Source organism: Streptomyces bikiniensis, assembly GCF_000716625.1.
Classification (GTDB): Bacteria; Actinomycetota; Actinomycetes; order Streptomycetales; family Streptomycetaceae; genus Streptomyces; species Streptomyces bikiniensis.
Genome location: NZ_JNXJ01000002.1, coordinates 40,822 through 63,168, shown reverse-complemented (window position 1 = coordinate 63,168; position 22,347 = coordinate 40,822). Strand labels below are relative to the sequence as shown.

17 protein-coding genes are annotated in these 22,347 nt (G+C 73.9%); 10 read left to right on the top strand and 7 right to left on the bottom strand.

Annotation, left to right across the window (positions count from 1 at the left end):
- Positions 1 to 17 precede the first annotated feature (17 nt).
- Together cobS and OO47_RS01520 are read left to right on the top strand one after the other, a co-directional pair.
- On the top strand, positions 18 to 824 hold the full coding sequence (cobS, locus tag OO47_RS01525; protein WP_033207796.1) for an adenosylcobinamide-GDP ribazoletransferase: 807 nt from the start codon (positions 18 to 20) through the stop codon (positions 822 to 824).
- A gap of 56 nt (positions 825 to 880) precedes the next feature.
- Positions 881 to 2,113: a hypothetical protein gene (locus tag OO47_RS01520; RefSeq protein ID WP_051715158.1), complete on the top strand. Its 1,233-nt coding sequence runs from the start codon at positions 881 to 883 to the stop codon at positions 2,111 to 2,113.
- Here the strand turns inward: OO47_RS01520 and OO47_RS01515 are convergent.
- Genes OO47_RS01515 through OO47_RS01495 form a run of 5 tightly spaced genes read right to left on the bottom strand, consistent with a single transcriptional unit; the run spans position 2,061 to position 8,687 of the window.
- Positions 2,061 to 2,858 carry an endo alpha-1,4 polygalactosaminidase gene (locus OO47_RS01515; RefSeq protein ID WP_030205742.1) on the bottom strand — a complete coding sequence of 266 codons (798 nt, stop codon included), beginning with the start codon at positions 2,856 to 2,858 and terminating at the stop codon, positions 2,061 to 2,063. The genes OO47_RS01520 and OO47_RS01515 overlap by 53 nt on opposite strands.
- Complete coding sequence (locus OO47_RS01510) at positions 2,855 to 3,475, bottom strand: spherulation-specific family 4 protein (protein WP_030205745.1); 621 nt, start codon at positions 3,473 to 3,475, stop codon at positions 2,855 to 2,857. The genes OO47_RS01515 and OO47_RS01510 overlap by 4 nt, the downstream gene beginning before the upstream one ends.
- Before the next feature lie 8 nt (positions 3,476 to 3,483).
- Positions 3,484 to 5,046 carry a hypothetical protein gene (locus OO47_RS01505; protein WP_030205747.1) on the bottom strand — a complete coding sequence of 521 codons (1,563 nt, stop codon included), beginning with the start codon at positions 5,044 to 5,046 and terminating at the stop codon, positions 3,484 to 3,486.
- The gene (pelF, locus tag OO47_RS01500) at positions 5,043 to 6,575 is read right to left on the bottom strand and encodes a GT4 family glycosyltransferase PelF (protein WP_030205750.1); all 1,533 of its coding nucleotides are present in this window, start codon (positions 6,573 to 6,575) and stop codon (positions 5,043 to 5,045) included. The genes OO47_RS01505 and pelF overlap by 4 nt, the downstream gene beginning before the upstream one ends.
- Positions 6,576 to 6,602: 27 nt before the next feature.
- Positions 6,603 to 8,687, bottom strand: a complete 2,085-nt coding sequence (locus OO47_RS01495; RefSeq protein WP_030205752.1) for a hypothetical protein — start codon at positions 8,685 to 8,687, stop codon at positions 6,603 to 6,605.
- Between the two features lie 316 nt (positions 8,688 to 9,003).
- On the opposite strand from OO47_RS01495, the gene OO47_RS01490 reads away from it, so the two are divergent.
- From OO47_RS01490 to OO47_RS01465, 6 genes are all read left to right on the top strand, one after another.
- On the top strand, positions 9,004 to 10,512 hold the full coding sequence (locus OO47_RS01490; protein ID WP_030205759.1) for a leucyl aminopeptidase: 1,509 nt from the start codon (positions 9,004 to 9,006) through the stop codon (positions 10,510 to 10,512).
- 255 nt (positions 10,513 to 10,767) lie between these two features.
- Entirely contained in the window at positions 10,768 to 12,156 is a 1,389-nt protein-coding gene (gene lpdA / locus OO47_RS01485) for a dihydrolipoyl dehydrogenase (protein ID WP_030205762.1), read from the top strand.
- A gap of 62 nt (positions 12,157 to 12,218) precedes the next feature.
- Positions 12,219 to 14,057 carry a 2-oxoglutarate dehydrogenase, E2 component, dihydrolipoamide succinyltransferase gene (gene sucB / locus OO47_RS01480; RefSeq protein WP_030205764.1) on the top strand — a complete coding sequence of 613 codons (1,839 nt, stop codon included), beginning with the start codon at positions 12,219 to 12,221 and terminating at the stop codon, positions 14,055 to 14,057.
- 130 nt (positions 14,058 to 14,187) lie between these two features.
- Positions 14,188 to 14,811 (top strand): GntR family transcriptional regulator, encoded by a 624-nt coding sequence (locus tag OO47_RS01475; protein WP_030205765.1) that lies wholly within the window; start codon positions 14,188 to 14,190, stop codon positions 14,809 to 14,811.
- A 395-nt stretch (positions 14,812 to 15,206) separates the two neighbouring features.
- Complete coding sequence (aceE, locus tag OO47_RS01470) at positions 15,207 to 17,921, top strand: pyruvate dehydrogenase (acetyl-transferring), homodimeric type (protein WP_030205767.1); 2,715 nt, start codon at positions 15,207 to 15,209, stop codon at positions 17,919 to 17,921.
- A 44-nt stretch (positions 17,922 to 17,965) separates the two neighbouring features.
- Positions 17,966 to 18,931, top strand: a complete 966-nt coding sequence (locus OO47_RS01465) for a helix-turn-helix transcriptional regulator (protein ID WP_033207708.1) — start codon at positions 17,966 to 17,968, stop codon at positions 18,929 to 18,931.
- Between the two features lie 53 nt (positions 18,932 to 18,984).
- Here the strand turns inward: OO47_RS01465 and OO47_RS01460 are convergent, their stop codons facing one another.
- Positions 18,985 to 19,923 carry an SDR family oxidoreductase gene (locus OO47_RS01460; RefSeq protein ID WP_030205770.1) on the bottom strand — a complete coding sequence of 313 codons (939 nt, stop codon included), beginning with the start codon at positions 19,921 to 19,923 and terminating at the stop codon, positions 18,985 to 18,987.
- A gap of 99 nt (positions 19,924 to 20,022) precedes the next feature.
- On the opposite strand from OO47_RS01460, the gene OO47_RS01455 reads away from it, so the two are divergent.
- Positions 20,023 to 20,544 (top strand): DUF4240 domain-containing protein, encoded by a 522-nt coding sequence (locus tag OO47_RS01455; RefSeq protein WP_030205772.1) that lies wholly within the window; start codon positions 20,023 to 20,025, stop codon positions 20,542 to 20,544.
- Between the two features lie 55 nt (positions 20,545 to 20,599).
- On the opposite strand, the gene OO47_RS01450 is transcribed toward OO47_RS01455, so the two are convergent.
- On the bottom strand, positions 20,600 to 21,082 hold the full coding sequence (locus OO47_RS01450) for a GNAT family N-acetyltransferase (protein WP_030205774.1): 483 nt from the start codon (positions 21,080 to 21,082) through the stop codon (positions 20,600 to 20,602).
- Positions 21,083 to 21,372: 290 nt separating this feature from the next.
- Between OO47_RS01450 and OO47_RS01445 the strand changes: the two genes are divergently transcribed.
- Positions 21,373 to 22,284, top strand: a complete 912-nt coding sequence (locus OO47_RS01445; protein WP_030205776.1) for a TIGR01777 family oxidoreductase — start codon at positions 21,373 to 21,375, stop codon at positions 22,282 to 22,284.
- The last annotated feature ends 63 nt before the right edge of the window (positions 22,285 to 22,347 follow it).

Genomic DNA, 22,347 nt, shown 5'->3' with positions numbered 1-22,347 from the left:
CTTCCGAAATGTACGTGATGCGCAATCTACCGTCCGGAACCGGCGATTACCCTGCCCGGATGGACGGCCTGCGTTTCGCCTTCGGCACCCTCACGGTGCTCCCCGCCCGCATCACCCGCTGGGACCGGGACGCGGCGCGCGCCGGCATGCTCTGCGCCCCGCTCGCCGGCCTGACCGTAGGCCTGGCCTCCGCCGCGCTCGGCACGGGGTTCCTGCTGCTCGGCTCGGGCCCGCTGCTCGCGGCCGTCGTCACCGCCGCCGTCCCCGCCGTCCTCACCCGGGGCCTCCACCTCGACGGCCTCGCCGACACCGCCGACGGCCTCGGCAGCGCCAAGCCGGCCGAGGACGCGCTGCGCGTCATGAAGCAGTCGGACATCGGCCCGTTCGGCGTGATCGCCGTGGTCCTCGTCCTGCTCGCCCAGGTCGCCGCGCTCTCCCACCTGTACGAGGAGGGGTGGGCGCACGGCGCGGTCGCCGCCGTCCTCGCCGCCGCCGTCGCCCGGCTCGCCCTCACCCACGCCTCCCGCCACGGCGTCCCGGCGGCCCGCCCCGAGGGGCTCGGCGCGATCGTCGCCGCGACGGTCCCGGTCCGCTCCGCGACCCTGGTGACGGCCGCCTTCCTGGCCCTGGCCGCCGGGGCGGGCCTGCTGCTCTCCCCGTACGACGCGGTCCGCAACGTCCTGGCGGCGGGCGTCGCCCTGGGCGCGGCGGCGCTGCTGCTGCGCCGGTGCGTGCGCCGGTTCGGCGGGGTCACGGGCGATGTGTTCGGCGCGGTGGAGGAGACGGCGGCGACGGCGGCCCTGACGGCGCTGACGCTGGGGTGATCGTTTCGTGACCGGCGGCCGGGCAACCATCGGTGCCGCCGCCCGGTCACGAGGACGTGACCAGACCCCTCGCCCGTACCGTCGGCGCGGTCGTCGGAGCCGCCCTGCTGCTCGGCGCCTGCGACCCGGGAGCCGCGGACGCCCCCGGCGCCGCCCGTCCCACCCCCCTCTTCTCCGAGCCGGCCGCCCGGCAGGTCGGTCTGGCGCTGCGGCACACCCGGGAGACCGGCGGCGCCGACCTGCGCCAGACGGTCACCTTCACCTCGGGGAAGGGCGACGCCGTCCAGACCCTCACCGGGCGGCTGGACTTCGCGGGCTCGCGCGGCGAGGCGGCGCACACCTGGCGCATCGCCCCCGGCTTCCCCGAGGAGGCCCGCAGGACGATCCTCGGCACCCTGCCCGGACGCGGCACCGGCGACGCGTCCGGACGGTACGCGGTGGACACCCGGGCCATCCACTACCGGGCCGCTTCGGCCGGGTACTGGCTGCGGTACGAGGGCGTTGCCGAACCCTTCCCGGGCACCGACTCGATCGGCCACCTCCGGGGCACCGAGAGCCCGATCGGCGGCACCCTCCTGGAGGTGCTCGGCGGCGTGCGGCCCGCCGGGGCGCGGGAGCTCGCGGGCGGCGGGCGCTCGTACCGGGCGGACTTCCCGCTGGCCGAGGCCCTGGAGCTCTTCCCGTACGACCTGCGGCGGGAGTTCGTGCCCGCGCCCCTCAACGCCGGCTCGCCGGGCGCCCCCGTCCCCGTGGCCGTCGAGGTGGACCGCGAGGGCAGGATCACCCGGGCCTCGGCCGACCTGACGTCCCTGCTGGACGAGGGGGAGAGCGGGGCGCTCACCGGGGTGACCGGGCTCCGCGCGGAGCTGGCGCTGAGCGGGTTCGGCGCGCCGGAGCCGCCCGTCGGCACCGTTCCCGGCGGGCGGGTCCTGGCGGGCGCCTCCGCGGTCGTCACCACCTACGAAGCCCGGCCCGGCGACTGCCTGGACTTCAACACCGGCATGCGGCACCGCAGGCTGGTGGTCCGGGTGCCCTGCGCCGGCCCCCACGACGGCGAGATCGTCGAGCAGCACTCCCTGCCCGGCGCCTTCCCCGGAACGGAGGAGGCCGCCGAGCGGGCCCGGCGGGCCTGCGCGGCGGCCGGGGAGCGGGGGGCCGCCGGAACCCCCTGGCGCACCTGGTCGACCGAGGAGGAGTGGACGGAGCGCGGCGAGGGCCGGGCCACCTGCTACACGGTCAGCAGGGCTGCCGCCACACCCCCAGTTCGTACCGCTTCCGCATCGAGCTGAGGCCCAGTTCCCGCGCCCGCGGACAGAATCGGCCCGGCGCCAGTTCGTACTCGACGTGGAAGACGGCCTTGCCGGCCTTCACGAACGGGGTGAGCAGGTCGCACTCCTCGTACTGGGCGCACTGCTCGTTGACCGCGAAGTCGAAGTCCGCGAGGAGCTCCGGGATCTGGTCGAGGTCGTTCTTGAGGCCGACCGCGAGGCCGCGCTCGTGGGCCAGACGGGCGATCAGGCGGTTGTAGCGGAGCTGGTCGGCGGCGGTGAGCGGGAAGCCGGTGCCGTTCCGGTAGCCGTCCATGTTGTCGGGCTCGACGGCGTCGAAGCCCTTGTCGCGGCACATGTCGAGGCGTGCGGCCATCAGGGGGCCGAGGACGTCGGTGCGGCGGATGTCGAGCCAGCGCTCGCCCGGCCAGCCGTTGCCCCGGCCGAGCAGGGCCTCCGGGAAGCGGTCGGCGTCCGGACGGAAGTCCTCCCAGGCGCCGGTGGAGAGGTAGCAGATCACCTTCCGGCCCCGGGCGTGCAGGTCCTTCACGGCGGACGCCGGGTGCTCGAAGCCGTCGATGTCGTACACGGGGACGTCGACCGTCGGGTCGAGCCGGCCGCTGAGCTGCCACTGCCAGGCGAGACCGGGTTTCGGCCGCCAGCGCTCCTCCGCCCGCTTGGCGTCGGGGGCGGGGTCGGGGGACGTCGTCGTGCAGGCGGTGGCGAGGAGCAGGAGCCCCGCGAGCAGGAGGGGCAGGCGTCTCATCGGGCGGGCTCCGGGAGGTGCGGAAGGGTGCCCCAGGGGTGCGCGCCCGCGCCGGGCACCGCGCAGTGCACCGGGGTGGCGGGCCGGAACCCGGCGGGGGCGGCGTACACCAGGTGGCAGTGGTGGGCGGCGACCGGAAGGTCGAGGGTGCGGTAGGTCTCCCAGGGGCCCTCGAAGGTGACGAGCAGGTCGGCCTGGGCCTCGTAGCCGGGGTCCGGGCGGGCCCCGTGGTTGAAGACCAGGGTCGCGGCCCCGGCGGCCCGGGCCGCGACCGCGATCCGGCGGTAGTGGGCGAGGGCGCCGGGCGCGGTCGCCACCTGGTCCAGGAAGGCGCCGTCGGTGCCGTACCAGTCGCGGTGGCGCAGCAGTTCGGCGACGACCTCGGCGTGCGGGCGGCGCCCGTAGGCCGTGTCCACGTAGCCCAGGACCCGGACGCCAGCCCCACGCAGCCGCCCGGCGGCCCCGGCGAACGCCGGGTCGGGCGCGGGGCCCGCGCCGCTCGCCGGGTTGAGGACGACGCCGTACAGGGAGGGCGCCGCGCCGACGAGCGCCGCCCAGGCGTCGGGGCGTTCGGCCGGGTGCTCGTAGAACGGCACCAGGAGGGACGGGGTCGTCATCACACCACCTAGACGCGATGGGCGGTCGGTCGTACCAGCAGAACACAGGTGAGGACGGCGAGCACGGCGGCCGCTCCCCCGGTCGCCGCCGGGCCCGCCGCGGGCAGCGCGGTCTGCGCGACCGCCGCGAGCAGGCAGACGGTGGCGGCGCCGAGGACCGCGCCGAAGGCCTGGAGCAGCAGGCCGAGCCAGAGCGCGGTCCCGACGAGGAGCAGGGCGAGCAGGTCCGGGGGCGTCGGCCGGGGCGCGCCCGGCCAGACCTGGGTCACGGCGAGGAGGAGGGCGGTGAGGACGGCGAGGTAGCCGCCGAGGCAGAGGACCAGGGTGCCGGTGGCGGCCCGCCGGAACTCGCGGGCGGTGGTGAGGGTCCGCAGCCGGGCCAGGGCCCCGTCCCGGAAGCGGTGCAGCAGCCATTCGGCGGGTCCCATGGAGAGGGTGAGCGCGACGACCGCCCCCGCGCCGCTCACCGGGGTGGTGCCGGTGCCCGCGTGCAGGACGAGCAGACCGCTGCCGAGACCGAAGAGCCCGTACGGGAGCGAGGCCGTGCGCGGGGGACCGCCGCGCCCCGCCGCCGTCCGCCGCAGCCCCGGCCGGAGCACGCGCGCGGCGAGGACGGCGGTGGCGGTGAGGGAGGCGAGGAGGAGACCGATCCGCAGGGGGTCGGGCAGGTCCCAGCGGAAGGCGGGGACGGCCCCGGCGAGCGGCACCAGGGCGCCGAACAGGGCCCGTTCGCGGCCGAGGACCAGGAGGGCGGTCGCGGCGGCGAGGTAGAGCGACTGGCCCGCGGCGAAGACGGCGGCCGGGGCCTCGCCGGGCGCGGCGACCGCGAGGGCGACGCCCGTCCCGGCGAGGGCGCCCGGGGGCGCGCCGGTGAGCAGGGCGCGGGCGGCGGCGGGCCGGTCGCCGAGGCCGAGCCAGGTGTACGCGCGGTGGGACAGGGCCTGGTTCCAGACCCAGCCGGTGACGGCCCCGGCGAGCAGCGGAACCGTTCCGCCGGGAAGCCCGAACCGGCCCTGCTCCCCGGCGAGCAGCGGGGCGGCGAGCACGTACGCGAGGCCGGGCAGCGCGAAGACGAGCCCGCGCAGGAGGCAGTTCGCGAGTCCGCCGTGCCAGGGTCCGGCGGGCGGCGGCGCCGGGGCGGGGTGGCGCCGCTCCACGCGCGCGTAGAGGTCCTCGGCAAGGGCGAAGGAGTCGGCGCGGCCGTAGGTGAGCCGGATGTGGTCGTCGGTCATGCCGTCGGACTCCAGGAGCGCGGCCACCTCGTCGGGGTGCACGGCGGCGGCGACGAACCCGTCGAGCCGCTCGGCGAGCGCGTCGAGGGGGTCGGGGGCGGGGGGCACGTCAGGGCCCTTCCCCGTGTCCGGGGCCTTCCCCTTCTCCGGGGCCTTCTCCGTGTCCGGGGCCTTCTCCGTGTCCGAGGCCTTCTCCGTGTCCGAGGCCTTCTCCGTGTCCGAGGCCTTCTCCGTCTCCGGGGGCTCCGGGGCCTTTGGTACCTCCTCCCGGCGGGGTCTCGGGATCGCCGGGAGGGTGTCCCCCTCCCCCGGGGGTTTCAGCCAGAGGGAGCCGCTCATGCCGGGGTGCCTCCCGCCACGAGGGCCGCCGGGGTGCGGCGGAGGGCGGGGGTGCGGACCGTACGGCGTTCCGGGGCGGGCCGGTCGGGGCGGGGGGACGGGTCCTCGCCCGCCAGTTCGCGGTAGATGCGGCGGAAGCCGTCCACCGAGCGGTTCAGGGTGAAGCGGTCGACGACCCGCTGCCGGGCCAGGCGGCCCAGTTCGGCGCGGCGGGCGCCGTCGCCCAGGAGCGCCGAGAGGGCGGCGGCCATGACGGCCGGTTCGCGGGGCGGGACGACGATCCCGGTGTCGCCGACGGCCTCCCGTACCCCTCCGACGTCCGTGGAGACGGTCGCGCGGCCGCAGGACATGGCCTCGATGAGGGAGAAGGGGAAGCCCTCGCTGATGGAGGAGAGCACGACCACGCTGCCGGCCGCGTACGCCGAGGGCACGTCGGTGACGCGGCCCTCGAAGGTGACGCCGTCGGTGACGCCCAGTTCGGCGGCGAGCTTTTCCAGGCGGGTCCGGTAGTCCTCGTTCCCGGCGGGCACGGGCCCGAACAACCGCAGCCGCAGCGCGGGGAGTTCGGCGCGGCAGATCGCGTACGCCCGGATCAGGGTCTCCAGGTCCTTGATGGGGTCGACGCGCCCGCACCAGCTGAGGGTGGGGGTCGCGGGCTCGGGCCCCGCCTCGGGGAAGAGGGCCGGGTCGACGCCGTTGTAGACGGTGCGGATGCGGTCGGCGGGGGCGCCGCCGCGCTCCTCCCAGCGCCGGTTGTACCGGTTGCAGGGGGTGATGAGGTCGGCCTCGCGGTAGCCGAGGGTGTTGAGCTCGCGGTAGAAGGCGAGCATCAGGGCCTTGACGGGCCAGGACTGCTTCTCGGTGCGGTAGCCGAGGTACCGCTCGCGCAGGTAGATGCCGTGTTCGGTCAGCAGGAAGGGGACCCCTTCGAAGTGCCGCGCGGCGAGGGCCGGCAGCGTGGCGAGTCCGCTGGAGACGGCGTGCGCCACACCGCCGGTGGATATCCGGGCGGCGAGCGGGCGCAGGGCGTGTTCGAGCAGGTCGGTGGCGGTGAGGGCGTCGTGGACGGTGGGCCGGGCCGCCCGCGTCGGCAGGTGCGGCATGGCCCACGTCCACATCAGGGAGCGCAGGGCGGCCTCGGAGCGGAGGGCGGCGGTGAGCCTCCCCCGCCGGGCCAGGGCGGCCAGCTCGTACAGGCTCGTGCCGAAGTCGTAGCCGGTCCCCGGGTCGAGCAGGGAGAGCAGGAGCCGTTCGTACGTGTCGAGGAAGCGGCGGCGCTCCCGCCCCCCGGGGGCCCGGCGCGCGCGGACGGGCGCCGGGCCCCAGAGGGGGAACGCGGTGTGCCGGACGACGTTGGACGGCAGGTCCCAGGTGACGGGCTCCCGCCCGCTGCCGGTGAGGGCGAGGACGTCGAAGTCCACCTCGGGCATGCCCCGGACGAGTTGGTCGCACCAGGTGCTGACCCCGCCGTGGACGTGCGGATAGGTGCCTTCGGTGAGCATGGTGACGTGACGGCCACGGCTCGGCATGTGCGGTTCCCCCCGGAACGTGCTGGGTCAGATGGTCGGGATCGTGAGGGTGACGGCGCTCTGGAGCGGTTCGGGCGAGGTCCAGGCGGAGCGGGTCCCGGCGTAGGCCGTGCCGAAGGCGCTGGTGCCGAGGAGCAGCTTCTTGCGGGTGCCCTCGGGGGCGGTCACGGGCGCGACGACGCCGGAGGGGGCCTTGACGGTGACGGTGGTGCCGATCCGGTAGGCGGTGACCTTCCCGGCGGCGAGGGCCCGGTCCCAGGCGGCGCGGCGGGCCAGTTCGGTGCCGACGTCCCGCTGGGCCGGGTTGACCAGGGGCGCGGAGGGCGCGAACAGGGCCCGGTAGTCGGTCAGTACGCGGTCGAGGACGGGGTAGAGCAGGCGCTCCTCGGCCAGGTTGGACTGGTGCACGTAGTGCGGGCGCGGGTCGTTGCCGAGGACGTGGGAGAGCGCGATGCGCGCCTCCTGCGGGACGATGTGGTCGGCGTAGCCGGTGGCGAGGGGCAGCGGGGCGGGCAGGCAGGTGGAGGCCGGGTTGGACTCGCAGATCCCGCTGCCGCCGTCGGCGCGGGAGGTGTAGACCCAGTTGTACTCGTCGGCCATCTCGGCGGCGGTGCCCACGTTGTAGTACACGTTCATGGGGTGGCGGGGCACGGTCTGCGCGGCGCCGGTCGCGGTGCCGACCGTGCGCTGCCGCGGCTCGCGGGAGTTGTCGCTCGCGATCCACTTCACGCCGTTGTCGGCGAGCGCGCCGGCCAGGTTCGGATTGTCGGCGGGCTGCTGGGGCAGGGTCTTCAGGCCGGAGTGCTCGCCGGTGACGAGTTCGGAGCGGTCGACGGAGATGCCCTTGCGGACGGCCCAGTCGTGGTTGTCGCGGATCTGCGCGGACAGCTCGGCGCGGGTGACCCAGAGGGTGTCGCCCTTGGCGTCCGCGGCGCACCGCCAGGGGACGGTGGTGGTGTCCTGGACGCAGCCGAGGAAGGGGTGGGTGTAGGTGTGGTTGATCCACCGGTACTGGGCGCGGTCGGCGACGAGCCGGTCGGCGAGCGGGTCGGAGCCGCCGTGTTCGGCCTTCCACTGCTCGCCCTGGCCGCCGTTGTAGACCATGTCGAGGGTGAAGCCGGAGGCCTTCTGCCAGGCGGCGGCGTACTGGGCGTCCGCGGCGGTCATGCGGATCGGGGCCGTGCCCCCGCCGTCGCCGCCGGCGCAGTCGAAGTCGCCGGGGGTGCAGTCGCGTTCGGGGTCCCAGCGGGCGTCGGGGGCGAAGACGTCGTCCACGTGGACGGAGAGGTGGTTGCGGCTCTGCCCGAGGTGGACGCCCTGGGTGAGCCATTCGACGATGCCGCGGGCGAGGGCCCGGAACTGCCGCTGGTGCTGGTTGTAGGCGAAGGTGACGACCAGCTCGCGGCGCCCGTCGGCGGCGTACTCGCCGACGAGGCTGGCCCGGCCGCCGCCGGCACCCCCGACGGGCACGTCGAGGTAGCTGGTGTACCCGGCGCGGGGGCGGCCCGCGTAGCCGTAGCTCTCGGCGATCGCCGGGTCGTTGTCCTCGAAGGCGAGCGATCCGGCCAGGTACCGGAAGGGGCCCGCCTTCCCGGCGGCGGTGACGGAGGCGGTGACCCCGTCGAGGACGCCGGACAGGCCGCCGTCGCTGGTGTAGTCGAGGCCGACGCCCGGGTGCGACCAGGTGTAGGCGTCGACCTGCGGGATGCCGAAGGTCCGCTCGTACGCCCGGAGCGCGGTGTGCTCGGCGGAGTCGGGGCCGAAGGCGGTCTCGTGGGGCAGGACGACGCCCTGGTACTTGGCGCGGGGCCGCCCGTCGACGCTGTCGCTGAGGAAGGCCTGGTCCACGACCGGCCGGTTCGGGTCGTCGAGGTCGATCCTGCGGTACGGGACGCCGGAGCCCTCCAGCTCGGCGGTGATCGCCCCGACCGCGCTGCCGCCGTCGTCCACGACGAGGACGGTGAGGTCGACGCGGGGCGCAGGGGCGGTGGCGGCCTGCGCGGACGGCACGGCGGTGGCGACGAGCGCGGCGACGGCCAGGGCCGCCGTCCGGGCTATGCGGTGGGCGGTGCGGGACCTGTTTCCGGGCATGCGGATTCGGCCGGAGTCCATCGGTGGTTTCCCCCCTCTGCAGGACCGCGCCGGACCGGGACGGGACCGGGCGGACCTGTGGAGATGTCGCAGATGGCGCGAAGGCGAGGACGTCGCCCTTGCGTGATTGAGGCGAGTGTGGAGGCAGCTCTCCGAGCCTGGCCGGTAAACATGAAAGAGACACCACGGATGAGTGAATCACCGCCGCCGTGAGCGAACCGGGTGAGCGAGCGTAGGCTCGTCACCGGCGTTCTCCGGGCCGAAATACGATGCGGCGGGCACGGTCGGCCCATCCCCCGACCGCCACAGAACTCAATGGAAGCGAGAATTCACCACCGTGACTGCTCTCACTCTCAGCACTGCCGGCGCGGCGACGCTGCGCGCCGACGCCCTCGTCGTCGGCGTCGCCAAGTCCGGGAAGGAGCTGATCGTCGCTCCGGGCGCCGAGGCCGTCGACAAGGCCTTCGACGGCCGGCTCGCCGCCGTCCTGGAGACCCTGGGCGCCTCGGGTGCCGAGGGTGAGGCGACCAAGCTGCCCGCCCCCGCCGGTCTCAAGGCCCCCGTCGTCCTGGCCGTCGGCCTGGGCGGCGCCCCCGAGGACGGCGAGGCGTTCGGCACGGAGACCCTGCGCCGCGCCGCCGGCACCGCGGCCCGCGCGCTCTTCGGCACGAAGAAGGCCGCGTTCGCCCTGCCGGTCGCCGACGCCGCCGCCGTCTCCGCCGTCGGGGAGGGCGCCCTGCTCGGCGCGTACGCCTTCACCGCCTACCAGGAGGTCGGCAAGGACGCGAAGAGGCCGCTCGCCGAGGTCGCCCTGCTCGGCGCCAAGCCGCGCGACAAGGCCCACAAGGCCGCCGCCGAGCGCGCCCAGGCCGTCGCGGAGGAGATCAACCGCGCCCGCGACCTGATCAACACCCCGCCGAACGACCTGACCCCGGCCGCCTTCGCCGCCGCGGTGCAGACCGCCGGCAAGGAGCACGGCCTGAAGGTCCAGGTCCTCGACGAGAAGGCCCTCGCCAAGGGCGGCTACGGCGGCATCCTCGGCGTCGGCGCCGGTTCGGAGAACCCGCCGCGCCTGGTCCGCGTCGCCTACACCCACCCGAAGGCGGAGAAGACCCTCGCCCTGGTCGGCAAGGGCATCACCTACGACTCGGGCGGCATCTCCCTGAAGCCGGCCGGCCACAACGAGACGATGAAGTGCGACATGAGCGGCGCCGCCGCCGTGTTCTCCACCGTCGTCGCCGCGGCCCGCCTCGGCCTGGAGGCCAACGTCACCGGCTGGCTGGCGCTCGCCGAGAACATGCCGTCCGGCTCCGCCACCCGCCCGGGCGACGTCCTGCGCATGTACAGCGGCAAGACCGTCGAGGTCCTGAACACCGACGCCGAGGGCCGCCTGGTCCTGGCCGACGCGCTGACCCGGGCCTCCGAGGAGAACCCGGACGCGATCGTCGACGTGGCGACCCTGACCGGCGCGATGATGCTGGCGCTCGGCAGCCGCACCTTCGGCATCATGGCCAACGACGACGAGTTCCGCTCCACGGTCCACGAGGTCGCGGAGGAGGTCGGCGAGGCGTCCTGGCCGATGCCGCTCCCGGCGGACCTGCGCAAGGGCATGGACTCCCCCACCGCCGACATCGCGAACATGGGCGAGCGGATGGGCGGCGGCCTGGTCGCCGGCCTCTTCCTCCAGGAGTTCGTGGGCGAGGGCATCACCTGGGCCCACCTGGACATCGCGGGCCCGGCCTACCACGAGGGCGCCCCGTACGGCTACACCCCCAAGGGCGGCACCGGCTCCTCGGTCCGCACCCTGGTGCGCCTGGCCGAGCGGGCCGCCGAGGGCGAGCTCTGAGCACCGTCCGCCCCCGTGCGACGGGTACGGCCCCGGGCTCCGAGCCCGGGGCCGTACCCGTTCGGGAGCCCTCCGTACGGACGATCGGCCGTCTCGGAGAACGGCCCCGCGTCCCGCCATCCGTCAACAAGTGCGAAGATGGGTTCTCGGCAGGACAGGGCCCCCATCACAGGGCCGGAAAATAAGCGGCCGAACACCAGCCGCCGCCCGGTCATGGACGACCGGCGACGAGCGCACATGCATGGAGGACGTGACGTGGCGAACGACGCCAGCACCGTTTTCGACCTAGTGATCCTCGGCGGCGGTAGCGGCGGTTACGCCGCGGCGCTGCGCGGAGCGCAGCTGGGCCTGGACGTCGCACTGATCGAGAAGAACAAGCTCGGCGGCACCTGCCTGCACAACGGCTGCATCCCGACGAAGGCCCTGCTCCACGCCGGCGAGGTCGCCGACCAGGCGCGCGAGGCGGAGCAGTTCGGTGTCAGGGCCTCCTTCGAGGGCATCGACATCAAGGGCGTGCACAAGTACAAGGACGACGTGATCGCGGGCCTCTACAAGGGTCTGCAGGGTCTCGTCGCCTCCCGCAAGGTGACCTACATCGAGGGCACGGGTCACCTCTCCTCCCCGACCTCCGTCGACGTGGACGGCCGCCGCGTCCAGGGGCGTCACGTCCTGCTGGCCACCGGCTCCGTGCCGAAGTCGCTGCCCGGTCTGGAGATCGACGGCAACCGGATCATCACCTCGGACCACGCGCTGACCCTGGACCGGGTCCCGGAGTCCGCGATCATCCTCGGCGGCGGCGTCATCGGCGTCGAGTTCGCCTCGGCGTGGAAGTCCTTCGGCACCGACGTCACCGTCATCGAGGGCATGAAGCACCTGGTGCCGGTCGAGGACGAGAACAGCTCGAAGCTTCTTGAGCGCGCGTTCCGCAAGCGCGGCATCAAGTTCAACCTCGGCACCTTCTTCCAGTCCGCCGAGTACACCGACAACGGCGTCAAGGTCACCCTGGCCGACGGCAAGACCTTCGAGGCCGAGGTCCTCCTGGTCGCCATCGGCCGCGGCCCGGTCTCCGCCGGCCTCGGCTACGAGGAGCAGGGCGTCGCGATGGACCGCGGCTACGTCCTGGTCGACGAGTACATGCGCACCAACGTGGAGACGATCTCGGCCGTGGGCGACCTCGTCCCCACCCTCCAGCTCGCGCACGTCGGCTTCGCCGAGGGCATCCTCGTCGCCGAGCGCCTGGCCGGTCTGAAGACCGTCCCGATCGACTACGACGGCGTGCCGCGGGTGACGTACTGCCACCCCGAGGTCGCCTCCGTCGGCATCACCGAGGCGAAGGCCAAGGAGATCTACGGCGCGGACAAGGTCGTGGCCCTGAAGTACAACCTCGCGGGCAACGGCAAGAGCAAGATCCTGAAGACCGCGGGCGAGATCAAGCTCGTCCAGGTCAAGGACGGTGCCGTGGTCGGCGTCCACATGGTCGGTGACCGCATGGGCGAGCAGGTCGGCGAAGCGCAGCTGATCTACAACTGGGAGGCGCTGCCGGCCGAGGTCGCGCAGCTCATCCACGCCCACCCGACGCAGAACGAGGCGCTCGGCGAGGCCCACCTGGCCCTGGCCGGCAAGCCTCTGCACTCCCACGACTGACGCTCACGTCATCACAGGGCGCGACGACCACTTTCCGCAATTCGTTAGGAGCAACTGAAACCATGTCGGTTTCCGTAACCCTGCCGGCGCTCGGCGAGAGCGTCACCGAGGGCACCGTCACCCGCTGGCTCAAGGCCGAGGGCGAGCGCGTCGAGGCCGACGAGCCGCTGCTCGAGGTCTCGACCGACAAGGTCGACACCGAGATCCCCGCCCCCGCCTCGGGCATCCTGGCCTCCATCAAGGTCGCCGAGGACGAGACGGTCGAGGTCGGCGCCGAGCTGGCCATCATCGACGACGGCTCCGGCGACTCCGCCGAGGCCAAGGCCCCGGCCGCCGAGTCCGCCCCGGCGCAGGAGGCCCCGGCTCCGGAGGCCCCGCAGGCCGAGCCGTCCACCGAGACCGAGCAGCCCGCCCCGGCCCCGACGGCCGAGGCCGCCTCCGGCGGCGGTTCCGCCGAGGGCACCGACGTCGTGCTGCCCGCCCTGGGCGAGTCCGTCACCGAGGGCACCGTGACCCGCTGGCTGAAGTCGGTCGGCGAGACCGTCGAGGCCGACGAGCCGCTCCTCGAGGTCTCCACGGACAAGGTCGACACCGAGATCCCGGCCCCGGCCTCCGGCGTCCTCCTGGAGATCGTCGTCAACGAGGACGAGACCGCCGAGGTCGGCGCCAAGCTGGCCGTCATCGGTGCCGCGGGCTCGGCTCCGGCCGCCGCCCCGGCGCAGGAGGCCCCGGCCCCCGAGGCCGCTCCGGCCCCGAAGCAGGAGGAGGCCCCCGCGGCCCCCGCCCCGGCTCCGGCTCCCGCCCCGGCCGCCCCCGCCGCCCCGGCTCCGGCCGCCCAGGCTCCGGCTCCGGCCGCTCCGGCTCCGGCCGCTCCGGCTCCGGCCGCTCCGGCCCAGGCCGCGCCCTCCACCGCCCCGGCCGTGGTCACCCCCGTTCCGTCCGCCCCGGCCCCCGCTGCGCCGTCGGAGGACGGCGCGTACGTGACCCCGCTGGTCCGCAAGCTCGCCACCGAGAACGGTGTCGACCTGGGCTCCGTCAAGGGCTCCGGCGTCGGCGGCCGCATCCGCAAGCAGGACGTCCTCGCGGCCGCCGAGGCCAAGAAGGCCGCCCAGCAGGCCCCGGCCGCCGCCGCTCCGGCCGCGTCCGCGCCGAAGGCCCCCGCGCTGGAGGCCTCCCCGCTGCGCGGCCAGACCGTCAAGATGACCCGCATGCGCAAGGTCATCGGCGACAACATGATGAAGGCGCTGCACGGCCAGGCCCAGCTGACCTCGGTCGTCGAGGTCGACATCACCAAGCTGATGAAGCTGCGCGCCCGCGCCAAGGACGCCTTCGCCGCCCGTGAGGGCGTCAAGCTCTCCCCGATGCCGTTCTTCGTGAAGGCGGCGGCCCAGGCGCTGAAGGCCCACCCGGTCATCAACGCCCGGATCAACGAGGACGAGGGCACGATCACCTACTTCGACACCGAGAACATCGGTATCGCGGTGGACTCCGAGAAGGGTCTGATGACCCCGGTCATCAAGGGTGCGGGCGACCTCAACATCGCCGGCATCTCGAAGAAGACCGCGGACCTCGCCGGCGCCGTGCGTGCCGGCAAGATCACGCCGGACGACCTGGCCGGCGCGACCTTCACTATCTCCAACACCGGTTCGCGCGGCGCGCTGTTCGACACGATCATCGTGCCCCCGAACCAGGTCGCCATCCTGGGCATCGGCGCCACCGTGCGCCGTCCGGTCGTCATCGACCACCCGGACCTGGGCGAGACGATCGCGATCCGCGACATGACGTACGTCGCGCTGTCCTACGACCACCGTCTGGTGGACGGCGCCGACGCCGCCCGCTACCTGACGGCCGTCAAGGCGATCCTGGAGGCCGGCGAGTTCGAGGTCGACCTCGGCCTGTAGGCGCGTGCGGGCGGGCTCCGGCCCGTCCGCAACGTAACGAGCCTCACCTGCGGCGCCCCCGTCCGGAAGTGTTTCCGGACGGGGGCGCCGCCGTATTGTCTAAGGGTCAACACTCCCCGAGGAGCCCTTCATGACCGTCCCCGTCGTCCACTCGCTGCGCGAACAGATCCGCGAGCACATCGTGGAGGGGATCGTGAGCGGCCGCTGGAAGCCGGGCGAGCGGATCGTGGAGCGCCGGATCGCGACCGAGCTGGAGGTCAGCCAGACCCCGGTCCGCGAGGCGCTGCGCGAGCTGGAGTCGCTGCGGCTGATCGAGTCGGCGCCCAACAAGGGCGTCCGGGTCCGCAACCTGACCGCGGCCGACCTGGAGGAGAGCTACCCCGTACGGGCCGGTCTGGAGCAGATCGCGGCCGAGCTGGCGGCCGGGCGCCTCTCGGCGGACTGCTCGGCCCTGGAGCCGCACGTGGCGGCCCTGTACGAGGCGGACGCGGCCTCGGACGGGACGGCGCAGGTGCGGCACACGGTGGCCTTCCACCGGGAGCTGGTGAAGGCCGCGGGGAACGCCGTGCTGCTGCACACCTGGGAGACGCTCGGCATCGAGGTCTTCACGGCCCTCTCGATCCGCTGGCTGGGGACGGTCCAGAAGTCGTACGCGGAGGAGCACCAGGAGCTGGTGGAGGCCTTCCGGCGGGGCGACCCGAACATCGGCGCCCTGGTGAAGGCGCACGTCCTGGGCTGCGCGCCGCGCGCCTGACCGTACGGAGGGCCCGGCGTCCGACCGTACGGAGAGCCCGGCGGTCCGACCGTACGGGAACACCGGCGGGCCGTACGGGAACACCGGCGGGTCCGTCCTTCGACGGGCCCGCTTCTTCGTGCCCGCACACCCCCTCGTCCCCGCCCGCACGCCCGCTCATCCGTGCGCGCGCCCCCTCAGAGAACCGGTCTCACCTGCGAAAACAAGGCACCGGGTGCCCTTTTTCGCGGCACCCTGTGCCGACTTTCTCGATCCGGAGAGGTTTTCCCCTTCAACCCTTTGATCGATCATCGATCGCCGGTTTACAGTCTTCGGCGGGCCGTACCCGGCCCTTCGCCCTGTCCTGCCAGACAAGGGCCCCATCTCCACCCCCACCTGTCCGGAAGGCGGCGATCATGACCGATCCCGTAGGCAAGATTCCGAGCGAGCTCGACCAGCTCCCGGACCGTGACACCGAGGAGACCGCCGAGTGGGCGGCCTCCCTGGACGCCGTCACCAAGGCCGCCGGCCCGCACCGGGCCGCCTACCTGATGCGCCGCACGCTCCAGCACGCCGAGGGCGCGGGCCTCGCCCTCCCCAAGCTCCTGGAGACGGACTACGTCAACACCATCCCCACCTCCGCCGAACCCTCGGTCACCGAGTTCGGCGGCGACGAGGAGATGGAGCGGAAGATCACCGCGTGGAACCGCTGGAACGCGGCCGCGATGGTCTCCCGCGGCTCCAAGTACGGCGTCGGCGGCCACATCGCCACCTTCGCCTCCGCGGCCTGGCTGTACGAGACGGGCTTCAACCACTTCTTCAAGGGCAAGGAGTCGCAGGACGCCCCCGGCTCCGGCGACCAGCTCTACATCCAGGGCCACGCCTCCCCCGGCATCTACGCCCGCGCCTTCCTCGACGGACGCCTGAACGAGGCGCACCTCGACAACTTCCGGCAGGAGTCCGGCGGCAACGGCCTGCCCTCCTACCCGCACCCGCGGCGCCTCCCCTGGCTGTGGGAGTTCCCGACCGTCTCCATGGGCCTGGGCCCGCTCTCCGCGATCTACCAGGCGCGCTTCAACCGCTACCTGACCAACCGCGGCATCAAGGACGTCTCCGCCTCGCACGTGTGGGCGTTCCTCGGCGACGGCGAGATGGACGAGCCCGAGTCGACCGCGGCCCTCGCGCTCGCGGCCCGCGAGGGCCTGGACAACCTGACCTTCGTCATCAACTGCAACCTGCAGCGCCTCGACGGTCCGGTCCGCGCCAACTTCAAGATCGTGCAGGAGCTGGAGGCCCAGTTCCGCGGCGCCGGCTGGAACGTCGTGAAGTCGCTGTGGGGCAACGCCTGGGACGAGCTGTTCGCGCTCGACACCACCGGCGCCCTGGTCCGCCGCCTCCGTGAGGTGCCGGACGCGCAGGTCCAGACGTACCAGACCCGCGACGCCGCCTACATCCGCCAGGACTTCTTCGGCAAGGAGCCGGCGCTCGTCGAGATGGCGAAGCTGCTGAGCGACGACAAGATCCTGGAGTGCTTCCACCTCTCGCGCGGTGGCCACGAGCCGCGCAAGGTGTACGCCGCGTACAAGGCCGCCCTGGAGTTCGAGGGCGCGCCGACGGTCATCCTCGCGCAGACCGTCAAGGGCTTCACCCTCGGTGAGGGCTTCGCGTCGAAGAACGCGAACCACCAGATGAAGAAGCTCTCCACCGACGAGTTCAAGAACATGCGCGACCTCCTCGGACTCCCCATCTCCGACGCGCAGTTCGTCGACGGCCAGGTGCCCTACGGCCACCCCGGCGCCGACTCCCCCGAGGTCCGCTACCTCCAGGAGCGCCGCGCGGCGCTCGGCGGCCCGGCCCCGGCCCGCCGCGTCCACCCGCTGGCCCCGCTGCCGGCCCCGGCCGAGAAGGCGTTCACCGCCTTCGACAAGGGCTCCGGCGCGCAGTCGATGGCCACGACCATGGCGTTCGTGCGCCTGGTCAAGGACCTGATCCGCGACAAGGAGACCGGCAGGCGCTGGGTCCCGATCGTCCCGGACGAGGCCCGCACCTTCGGCATGGAGAGCCTCTTCCCGTCCCTCGGCATCTACTCGCCGAAGGGCCAGACGTACGAGCCGGTCGACCGCGACCAGCTGATGTACTACAAGGAGGCCAAGAACGGCCAGATCCTCAACGAGGGGATCACCGAGGCCGGTTCGATGGCCGACTTCATCGCCGCTTCCACCGCGTACTCCACGCACGGCGAGGCGATGATCCCGTTCTACATCTTCTACTCGATGTTCGGCTGGCAGCGGACCGCCGACCAGATGTGGCAGCTCGGCGACCAGCTCGGCCGCGGCTTCCTCGTCGGCGCGACCGCCGGCCGCACCACCCTGACCGGTGAGGGCCTCCAGCACGCCGACGGGCACTCGCCGGTGATCGCGGCCACCAACCCGGCGGCCCTGACGTACGACCCGGCGTTCGCCTACGAGGTCGCGGCCATCGTCAAGGAGGGCCTGCGCCGGATGTACGGCGAGGCCGCCGAGGGCGAGGACCAGGACGTCTTCTACTACCTCACGGTCTACAACGAGCCGATGCCGCAGCCCGCCAAGCCGGCCGGGATCGACGAGGGCATCGTCAAGGGCCTGTACCGCTTCAACACGGCCGAGTCCGCCGGGGTCGACCTGCCGGCGAACCCCTCCCGCATCCAGCTGCTCTCCTCCGGCACGGCCATCCACTGGGCCCTGGAGGCGCAGAAGCTGCTCGCCGCCGAGTGGGGCGTGGCCGCCGACGTGTGGTCCGCGACCTCCTGGACGGAGCTGCGGCGCGACGCCCTGGAGGCGGACGCGGCGCTGCTGCGCGGCGAGGAGCGGGTGCCGTACGTCCGCGAGGCCCTGGCGGGCGCCGAGGGCCCGGTGCTCGCGGTCTCCGACTACATGCGCCAGGTTCCGGACCAGATCGCGCAGTGGGTCGAGCAGGACTGGTCCTCGCTCGGTGCCGACGGCTTCGGCCTCTCGGACACCCGCGACGCGGCCCGCCGCCACTTCGGCGTCGACGCGCAGTCGATCGTCGTCGCGGCGCTCGCGCAGCTCGCGCGGCGCGGCGAGGTGCCGGCGTCGGCCGTGAAGGAGGCGCGCGAGCGCTACGGCCTGTAAGGGTCCTTCCGTTCCACGGGGCGGGCGGCACGCATGATGGAGTCATGCGTGCCGCCCGCCTCATCAAGTTGGTCCTGCTGCTCCAGTCCCGCCCGTCGATGACGGCGGCCGAACTCGCCGCCGAGCTGGAGGTGTCGGAGCGGACGGTCGCCCGGGACGCCCTCGCGCTCTCGGAGGCGGGGGTGCCGGTGTACGCGGACCGGGGCCGGGGCGGCGGCTACCGGCTCGTCGACGGCTACCGCACCCGGCTCACCGGGCTCGCCCGGGGCGAGGCGGAGGCGCTGTTCCTGTCGGGCCTTCCGGGCGCGCTGCGGGACATGGGCCTGGAGGACGCGGCCTCGGCGGCCCGCCTGAAGGTGTCGGCGGCGCTGCTCCCGTCGCTGCGGGACGCGCCCCGCACGGCGGCCCAGCGCTTCCACCTGGACGCGCCCGGCTGGTACCAGGAACCGGTGACCCCGGAGCTGCTGCCCGCGCTCGCGGAGGCGGTCTGGGACGACCGGTGCGCCCGGGTCCGCTACCGGCGCGGGGACGGCACGGAGGTGGAGCGGGAGCTGCGGCCGTACGGGCTCGTCCTGAAGGCGGGCGTCTGGTACGCGTGCGCGTGGACGGACGGTTCGTTCCGTACGTACCGGGTGGACCGGTTCACCGCGGTGGCGGTGGGCGGGGAGCGCTTCGAGCGCGACCCGGACTTCGACCTGCCCGCCTTCTGGTCCGCCCGCTCCCTGGAGTTCACCCGTTCCCTGCTCCGGGCCGAGGCCGTGCTGCTCCTGACGGAGGAGGGGGCGCGGCGGCTGCCGTACGTGACGGACCGGGCGGCGGCCGAAGAGGCCCTGGCGGCGGGCACGGCGGAGGCCGACGGGCGGCTGCGGGTGGCCCTGCGGGTCGAGAGCGAGGAGGTCGCCTTCGGGCAGCTGCTCGGGCTCGGCCCGGAGGCGGAGGCGGTGGCCCCGGCCGCGCTCCGGGAGCGGTTCGCGGAGGCGGCGCGGGGTTTGGGACGGCTCTACCGGTAGGGCCTGTCCGACCCTGATCCGCCGGACAGGCCCCGGTCGTCTCCTTCGTCGGTCTACCGGTAGTCGTCCACCGACACGTTCTCGTCCTTCTCCTTGGCGACGATGAAGCCCCACGCGTCCGGCCGCGAGCCGTCCGCGTCGGTGAAGCCGTACTCCTTCGCCAGCTGTCCGCTGGAGAGGGAGCGGCCGTTCCAGCGGGCCCGGTCGGGGTCGGCGGCGAGGGCGGCGACCGCGCGGCCGACGTAGACCGGGGACTCCGCGACGGCGAAGTCGGGGAGCTTCTCGGCGGCGTCGCGCCAGTTCTCCTCGGTGACGCCGAAGTGGTCCAGCATCTGCTCCGAGCGGAGCCAGCCCGGGGTGAGCGCGACGGCCGTGCAGCCGGCCGGCTCCAGTTCGCGGGCGAGGCCGAACGCCATCCGGATCGGGGCGTTCTTGGCGAGGTCGTAGTAGACGTTCTCGCGGTAGCGGGTGCCGTTGTACTCCTGGGTGCCGTCGGTGACCTCGACGAGGAGGCCTCCGGGGTTGCGGACGAGCAGCGGGGTGGCGGCCGCGCTGGTGATCAGGTGGCTCTTGACGCCCAGCTCCAGCATCCGCAGGCCGTCGGTGAGGTCCACCTCCCAGATCTTCTTGTCGAACCCGGCGACGACCAGGTGCTCGCCGCCCCAGATGTCGTTGACCAGGACGTCGAGGCGGCCCCGCTCGCGGTCGATCCGGTCGACCAGGGCGCGGACCTGTTCCGGTTCCAGGTGGTCGGTGGGGACGGCGACGCCCTCGCCTCCGGCGGCCGTCACCAGTTCGGCGGTCTCCTCGATGGTCTCGGTGGTCCGGCCGACCTCGCTGACCTTGTCGCGCGTGGTGCGCCCGGTGACGTAGACGGTGGCTCCGGCGGTGCCCAGTTGGACGGCGATGGCCCGTCCGGCGCCCCGGGTCGCCCCGGCGACCAGGCAGATCCGTCCGCGCAGGGGCTTGTTGTCGGGTGTCTCGGTGCTCATGGGGACCAGGCTGGCAGGAAAGCAAGACACCTTCTGTCCGGATTCATTTCGGGCTTTCCGGGTGCGTCGTTCCCTCCGGGGCAGGATGCTGGTCCCGTGATGGACGAGACCGAGTTCTGGAAGATCGTCGACGCCGCCCGGGAGGACGCCGAGGGCGACGCCGAGGAGCAGGCGGACCTGCTGGTGGAGCGGCTGACCCGGCTGGACCCCGACTCGGTGCTCGACTACGCGCGCCATTTCGAGGCCCGCTACAACCGCGCGTACCTCTGGGACCTGTGGGGCGCGGCGGCCGTGCTGTTCGACGGGGCGGGCGAGGAGGCCTTCGACTCCTTCCGCTGCTGGCTGATCGGCCAGGGCCGGGAGGTGTACGAGGGGGCCGTGCACGACCCGGACTCGCTCGCGGAGCTGCTGGACGACTTCGACGTGGAGATCGACGGGGACGGCGAGGAGATCGGTTTCGCGGCGGACGAGGCGTACGAGGCACTGACCGGGGCCGAGACGCCGGACCTGGGCATTCCGATGCCGGGGGGCGAGCCGCTCGGGACCCCGATCGACCTGACGGACGACGAGGCCCTGGCGGCCCGCTTCCCCCGGCTGTGGGAGCGCTTCGGGGCGGGGTGACCGGGAGCGGGCTCGTCCGGGCCCGGGCGGGGCGCGGAAACCGGCCGGGGTCTCCTCAGCCCGCCAGCGACCGCCCCATGCACACGTCGTCCACGTACTCCCCGTCGATCAGGAACTCCCCCGGCAGGACGCCCTCCACCGCGAAGCCCTCGGAGGCGTACAGCGCGCGGGCCGGGGCGTTGTGCCCGAGGACCCGCAGGGTGAGCCGGGTGGCGCCCCGCTTCCGCGCCAGGTCCCCGGCCGCCCGCAGCAGCGCCCGCGCGACGCCCCTCCCCCGGGCGGACCCGGCGACCACCAGGCCCTGGATCTGGAGCACGTGCGCGTGGGAGGCGAGCGGGATGGGCTGCGCGACCCGGACGTAGCCGACGAGTTCGCCGCCGGCCACCGCCACCAGGTAGTCCTCGGGCAGGTGGCGGTCGTCGAAGAAGGGGCCGTACGGCGGGACCGGCGCGGGCACCACCGCGTGGAGGGGGGACCAGGTGTCCCGGTCGAGGGCGCCGAGGTCGGCGTCGTCGCCGTGGACGGCGACGCGTATCAGCGTCTCGGACGCTTCCGTCTCCGGCGCTTCCGCCTCGGGCGCGTTCTTCTCCGGCGCTTCCGCCTCGGGCGCGTTCTTCTTGGACGCTCCCGCCTCCGGCGCTCCCGCCTCGGACGCTCCCGCCTCGGGCGCGTTCTTCTCCGGCGCTTCCGCCTCGGGCGCGTTCTTCTCGGACGCTCCCGCCTCCGGCGCTCCCGCCTCGGGCGCTTCCGCCTCGGGCGCGTTCTTCTCCGGCTCGGTCATGACGGTCACTGTGCCATGCCCCGGCCGGGAGGGGGCAGGATGGACCCATGCAGCGTTCCGCCTCCCGCAAGCGTGTCGCCGTCACCGGCGCCTCCGGGCTCATCGGCTCGGCCCTGGTCCGTTCCCTGCGCGCCGACGGACACGACGTCCTCCGGCTCGTCCGCCGCCCGGCCCGTACCGCCGACGAGGTCGAGTGGGATCCCGAGCGGCTGTACGTGGACGCCGCCGGGCTCGTCGGCGTGGACGCCGTCGTGCACCTGGCGGGCGCCGGGGTCGGCGAGCGCCGCTGGAACGAGGCGTACAAGAAGGAGATCCGGGACAGCCGGGTGCTCGGCACGACGGCGGTCGCCCAGGCGCTCGCCTCGCTCGCGGAGCCGCCGGAGGTCCTGGTGTGCGGCACGGCGATCGGCTGGTACGGGGACACCGGCAGCCGCGCGGTCGACGAGGACGCCCCGGCGGGGACGGGCTTCCTGCCCTCGGTCTGCGTGGAGTGGGAGGCCGCGGCGGCCCCGGCCGAGGAGGCCGGCGTCCGGGTCGCCCACGCCCGCACCGGTCTGGTGGTGGCCCGCGAGGGCGGGGCCTGGGGGCGGCTCTTCCCGCTCTTCCGCGCCGGGCTCGGCGGGCGGATGGGCGACGGCCGCCAGTACTGGTCCTTCATCTCCCTGCACGACGAGGTGGCCGCCCTGCGCCACATGGTGGACACCCCGTCCCTGTCGGGCCCGGTGAACCTGACGGCCCCCGAGCCGGTCACCAACCGCGAGGTGACGGCGGCGATGGGCCGGGTGCTGCGCCGGCCGACCCTCCTCACGGTCCCGGCGCCGGCCCTGCGGATCGCCCTCGGGGACTTCGCGCAGGACGTGCTGGGCAGTCAGCGGGTGCTGCCGGGGCGTCTGTTGGAGACCGGCTTCGACTTCGCGTTCCCGACGGTCGACGAGGCGATCCGGGCCGCCGCCCGCTGATCCGCGCCCCGACGGCAAGGCGGTCCGCGACCCTCCCCCGCCCCCTCCGTGCTCCCCCGTGCC